We start from the raw sequence: 320 nt of genomic DNA, 5'->3' as shown, positions 1-320 counted from the left end.
CCGTGCTCGTCCTGCACCATCAGACCGGTCGGAATGGGGCGCTGCGGATCGACCAGCGCGCCGTACGCCGCCTTGCCGCCGGCGGGGGTGAAGACGTAATACGCAAGGTACGACGCGATCACCGGAGAGGCGCACACCAGCAGCAGGAACAGCATCATCAAGCGGCCGCGGCGTGTGCGCGCGTCGATGCGCGGGTCTTCGGACGACCCGAGTGTGCCCGGCGCGCCGGGTGCAGATTCCTGATTCACCATGTGATTCCCAATACATTCAGCTGCGGCACTAAGCCGCAACGCGAGTTCGTATTCAGGCAGGCTCGGAGG

The 320-nt window shown here is 65.6% G+C and carries 1 protein-coding gene; it reads right to left on the bottom strand.

Features of this window, described 5'->3' with window-relative positions; genetic code table 11:
• Positions 1-251: hypothetical protein (locus HX786_RS31660; protein ID WP_218647804.1), on the bottom strand; the 251-nt coding region annotated here is incomplete at its 3' end.
• Positions 252-320: the final 69 nt, after the last annotated feature.

Source organism: Pseudomonas sp. 21615526 (assembly GCF_013386245.1).
Lineage (GTDB): Bacteria > Pseudomonadota > Gammaproteobacteria > Pseudomonadales > Pseudomonadaceae > Aquipseudomonas.
This window is presented reverse-complemented; position numbering and strand designations above follow the sequence as displayed.